Below are 5,173 nucleotides of genomic sequence, written 5' to 3'. Positions count from 1 at the left end.
GGGGGTGGGCCGGGCCGGGTCGGGTGCTCCCGGGGGAGATTCGGGACGGTCGGCGCGTCCGAGAACGGTGCGGAAAGGCGTTCCCGTAAGGGCGTTCCCGGAGGGGTTCGCCCGTGGCCCGACACGGCCCGTAGGGGCGGCCGTCGCGAGGGGGCCCCGGAACCTCGTATGGTCGTATCCGTGTTGGAGGAGATGCGGATCCGGTCCTTGGGCGTCATTGACGACGCGGTGGTCGAGCTGTCACCAGGTTTCACGGCGGTGACCGGCGAGACCGGTGCCGGCAAGACCATGGTCGTGACCAGCCTCGGGCTGCTGCTCGGCGGCCGGGCCGACCCGGCGCTCGTACGCGTCGGCGCGAAGGCGGCGGTGGTCGAGGGGCGGATCGTCGTCGACCGCGCGTCCCCCGCCGCCGTACGCGCCGAGGAGGCGGGCGCCGAGCTGGACGACGGGGCGCTGCTCGTCAGCCGGACGCTGTCCGCCGAGGGCCGCTCCCGCGCCCACGTCGGCGGGCGCGGCGTGCCCGTCGGGCTGCTCGGCGAGCTCGCCGACGACCTGGTGGCCGTCCACGGCCAGACCGACCAGCAGGGCCTGCTCCGCCCGGCCCGGCAGCGCGCCGCGCTCGACCGGTACGCGGGGGACGCGGTGGCCGCGCCGCTCGCCAAGTACACCGACGCCTACCGGCGGCTGCGCGCCGTCGCCGCCGAGCTCGACGAGCTGACCACCCGGGCCCGCGAGCGCGCCCAGGAGGCGGATCTGCTGCGCTTCGGCCTGGACGAGATCGCCGCCGTCGAGCCGCGGGCGGGCGAGGACGCCGAACTCGCCGCCGAGGCCGAGCGGCTGGGCCACGCCGAGTCCCTCGCCTCCGCCGCCACCGTCGCCCACGCGGCCCTGGCCGGCAACCCCGAGGACCCCGAGGCCCTGGACGCGGCCTCGCTGGTGGCCGCCGCCCACCGGGCGCTGGAGGCCGTCCGCTCCCACGACCCGGCGCTGGCCGCCCTCGCCGACCGGGCGGGCGAGCTCGGCATCCTGCTCCGCGACGTGGCGGGAGAACTCGCCGGGTACGCCTCCGACCTCGACGCCGACCCCCGGCGGCTCGCCGCCGTCGAGGAGCGCCGGGCCGCGCTCGCCCACCTCACGCGGAAGTACGGCGAGGACGCCGCCGCCGTCCTCGCCTGGGCCGAGCGGAGCGCCGCCCGGCTGGGCGAGCTGGAGGGCGACGACGAACGGATCGCCGAGCTCACCGCCGAACGCGACGCCCTGCGGGACGAACTCGGGGCCCTCGCCCGGCAGCTGACCGACGCCCGTACGGAAGCGGCGGAACGGTTCGCGGAGGCCGTCACGGAGGAGCTGGCGCAGCTCGCGATGCCGCACGCGCGCGTCTCGTTCGACGTCCGGCAGAACGAGGTCGCCGACGCGGACTCCGGCATCGAGGTCGGCGGGCGCCCCGTCGCGTACGGGCCGCACGGCGCCGACGAGGTGGAGCTGCTGCTGGCCCCGCACCCCGGTGCCCATCCGCGGCCCATCGCCAAGGGTGCCTCCGGCGGTGAGCTGTCGCGCGTCATGCTCGCCGTGGAGGTCGTCTTCGCGGGCTCCGACCCGGTGCCCACCTACCTCTTCGACGAGGTGGACGCGGGCATCGGCGGCCGGGCCGCCGTCGAGGTCGGCCGCCGCCTGGCCCGGCTCGCCCGGACCGCGCAGGTCGTCGTCGTCACCCACCTCCCGCAGGTGGCCGCCTTCGCCGACCGGCACCTGGTGGTCGAGAAGACCCATGACGGGCTGGTGACCCGCAGCGGGGTGCAGGCGATGGAGGGGGAGGACCGGATCCGCGAACTGTCGCGGATGCTGGCCGGCCAGGAGGACTCGCGGCTCGCCCGGGCGCACGCGGAGGAGTTGTTGGAGGCGGCGCGGGCCGGGAGGTGAGGCGGCGGCGGTTCGGGGGAGGGCCGCGGCTTGCGCGGGGCGGTCCCCGCGACGGCTGCGCTCTCGCGACGGTGACCCTCGGCCGCCCGGCGCGGTGGGAGTCGCGGGGGCGAAAACGGTCATGGCGCAACAGGTCGGTGCTTACACGGGCGTCGGGCCGTCCCGGGGCCAACGGCTCGTAATCCCCAAACCGGGTGAATCCGCAGATGTGCGGGCGAGACAGGGCGGGCCGTGCGCGGAGCGGTGGTGCCCGGACGGCGGTGGCGGCTGGCATCCTGGGCACGGCACCGCGCCGTTGCCGGTCCTCCCGTACGACGCCGATCCCGCCGATCCAATCCAGGAGTCACCCCCGCGTGAGCAGTTCATCCGGCACGTCTCACGGCCGGCCGGCCCCGCACGCCGTCCAGGTGCTGGGCGGCGGCAGCGCGGGCAGCGGCGCCCACGTGCGGTCGCTGGCCGCCGGCCTCGTCGCGCGGGGGCTCCGGGTGACGGTGTGCGCGGCCGGGGGGACGGACGAACGGTACGGATTCACCGGCACCGGCGCGGCGTTCGCGCCCCTGCCGGACGGGACCGACGCGCTCCTCGTCGCCGGGATCCGGGCGGCGAGCGCCGACGCGGACGTGGTGCACGCGCACGGTCTGCGGTGGGGCGTGCTCGCCGCGCTGGCCCTGCGCGGGCGGCCGACGCCCCTGGTGGTCACCTGGCACCGGCGCGTCCGCGCGACGGGCGCCCGCGCCCACGTCGTACGGCTGATGGAGCGGCGGGCCGCGCGCGCCGCCGCCGTCGTGCTCGGCACCTCGCCGGACCTGGTGGACCAGGCGCGGCTGCGCGGGGCGCGGGACGCGCGGCTGACGCCCGTGGCGTTCCCCGGGCCGCGGGCCGCGGCTCCCGCCGCCCCGGAACCGGACGGTGACGTCCCGCGCGACAAGGTGCTCGCCGAACTGGGCGTGCTGGGGCGGCCGTTGCTCCTCGCCGTCGGGCGGCTCGAACCGGAGCAGGGGTACGGGCCGCTGCTCGACGCCGCCCGTTCCTGGCGGCGGCTCGACCCCGAGCCGCTGCTCGTCGTCGCCGGCGAAGGGCCCGAGCGGCCGTCGCTGCAGCGGCGGATCGAGGACGAAGGGCTGCCCGTGCGGCTCGTCGGGCGGCGGGACGACGTGCCGCAGCTGCTGGCCGCGGCGGACCTGGTGATCCTGCCGAGCCGGTGGGAGGGGCGGTCGCTGCTGGCGCAGGAGGCCTTTCGGGCGGGGGTGCCGTTGGTGGCCACGTCGGTGGGCGGGGTGCCGGACCTGGTCGGGGACGCGGCGGAGCTCGTCCCCTACGGGGACGGGGAGGCGTTGGCGCTCGCGGTGTCGCGGGTGCTGGGGGACGCGCGGCGTCGGGCGGAGCTTGTCGCCGCGGGGCGGCGGATGGGGGCGGGGTGGCCTTCGGAGGATGACGCGGTCGCTCATGTGCTGAGCGTGTACGACGAGTTGGTGGGGTGAGCCCCGGTCCCGCCCTTTCACCGTTTCCTGGGGCTCTGCCCCAGACCCCGTTATCGCGGCTTCGCCGCTCGTCCTCAAACGCCGGACGGGCTGAAAGGGGCCCCCTCAGCCCACCAGCCGCCGCCCCCGCAACGCCACCCCCAGCGCCAGCCGCGTGTCCGGATCGTCAGGATCCGTCCCGAGCAGGCCGGCGATCCGGGCCAGCCGGTCGTACAGCGTCTGGCGGTTGACGTGCAGTTCCCGTGCCGTCTCCGCCTTGCGGCCCGCGTGGCGGAGGTACGTCTCCAGGGTGGGGAGCAAGGGGGTGCGGGCGGTGGCGTCGTGGGTGAGGAGGGGGCCGATGACGCGGTCGACGAAGGACGTGAGGTCGCCGCCGCCGCGCAGGCGGGAGAGCAGCAGGTCGACGTCGAGGGCGCGGGCGTCGTACCAGGGGCGGTCCGGCAGGCCGGCGGCGGCCGTCGCCGCCTCGGCGGCGTGCCGCAGGGCGCCGTCCGCGGTGGCCCAGTCGGCCGTCGCGCCCACGACGACCACCGGCGGGCGGGTGCGGACCCGCCGCGCCGCGGCGTGCAGGGCGGCGGCCAGCCGGTCGGCGACCGCCGGACGGTCGGCGGCGTCCCGGAGGCCGGCCAGGAGCGGTATCCGGCCCTCCGGCAGCCGGACGCCGAGGAGGACGGGCACCCCCACGCCGGCCAGTTCCTCCTGTACCGCGCAGGTCAGGGCCGCGGGGGCGGCGTCCCGGCCGGGGGCCGCCGGGGCGCCGAGGACGACCGGCAGCAGGGGGCCCGGGCCGGGCCGGAAGCCGAGGACGCGGGCCAGGGCCGGGGCGTCGGCCGGGTCGAGGCGGCCCTCGGCGAGGTCGGTGAGGAAGTCGCCGCGCCCCCGGGCCGCCAGCTCCTCCTCCTGCCGGGCCTGGAGGAGGACGACGGCCAGCAGGCCCGCCGCCCGGTCGGCGGCGGCCCGGTGCACCGGCGCCAGGGGCGCGTGGACGGGGAGGACGGTCAGCCGTGCGCGCGGGCCGGCGGGCGGCTGCCCGGGGACGTCCACGGTGACCTGCCCGGCCAGACCGGCGGGGCGCAGCCCGTCCCACGCCTGGAGCGGGCCGGCGGCGCCCGGCGGTGCCGGGTCGGGACCGGCCGCGTAGAGGAGCCGGCCGTCGGCGGCCTCCAGGAAGACCGGGTTGGCGGTGAAGTCCGCCAGCAGGCGCAGCACTTCGGGCGCCCCGCCGCCGTCCAGCAGCGCCTCCGTGCACCGCCGGTGGAGACCGTCCGCGCGCCGCAGCAGCGCGTAGTGCGCGTTGACCAGCTCGGTGTGGATCTCCTCGGTGACCGCGACGAACGGGACCTCCCGGTGCAGCTGGACGAGCGGCAGCCCGGCCGCCCGGGCCGCCTCCACCACCGCGCCGGGCAGCGCGGGCAGCCGCGTCCCCAGCTCCACCACCAACGCCGCGATGTCCCGTTCCACCAGGGCACGGACGAAGGCGCGCTGCTCGGCCGGGCGGCTGCCCAGCCCCAGGCCGGTGGTCAGCAGCAACTCGCCGCCCTTGAGGAGCGCCGCGATGTGCGGCGCCTCGCCGGCGTGCACCCAGCGCACCGGACGGTCCAGGCGGTCGGCGGCGGCGAGCACCTCGGGCAGGCCCCGGCGCAGGGCCGGCAGCTCCAGGGCGCGGGCGACGGTGACGGTGCTCCGGGGCGCCCCGGGCATCGGTGCGGGCGGCTGGTCGTGCATGACGTGAACTTACGGGACGGGGCCGGGGACCGGGAGCCCGCGAGGGG

The 5,173-nt window shown here is 78.1% G+C and carries 3 protein-coding genes; 2 read left to right on the top strand and 1 reads right to left on the bottom strand.

Annotated features, from left to right (window positions below):
- Positions 1-168 precede the first annotated feature (168 nt).
- Together recN and ACSNOK_RS30485 are read left to right on the top strand one after the other, a co-directional pair.
- Positions 169-1,920, top strand: a complete 1,752-nt coding sequence (gene recN / locus ACSNOK_RS30490; protein WP_436784034.1) for a DNA repair protein RecN — start codon at positions 169-171, stop codon at positions 1,918-1,920.
- Between the two features lie 353 nt (positions 1,921-2,273).
- Positions 2,274-3,401 carry a glycosyltransferase family 4 protein gene (locus ACSNOK_RS30485; RefSeq protein WP_436784033.1) on the top strand — a complete coding sequence of 376 codons (1,128 nt, stop codon included), beginning with the start codon at positions 2,274-2,276 and terminating at the stop codon, positions 3,399-3,401.
- 105 nt (positions 3,402-3,506) lie between these two features.
- On the opposite strand, the gene ACSNOK_RS30480 is transcribed toward ACSNOK_RS30485, so the two are convergent.
- Positions 3,507-5,126, bottom strand: a complete 1,620-nt coding sequence (locus ACSNOK_RS30480) for a PucR family transcriptional regulator (RefSeq protein ID WP_436784032.1) — start codon at positions 5,124-5,126, stop codon at positions 3,507-3,509.
- Positions 5,127-5,173: the final 47 nt, after the last annotated feature.

This window comes from Streptomyces sp. URMC 126, assembly GCF_051386555.1.
In the GTDB taxonomy this organism is placed as follows: Bacteria; Actinomycetota; Actinomycetes; order Streptomycetales; family Streptomycetaceae; genus Streptomyces.
This window is presented reverse-complemented; position numbering and strand designations above follow the sequence as displayed.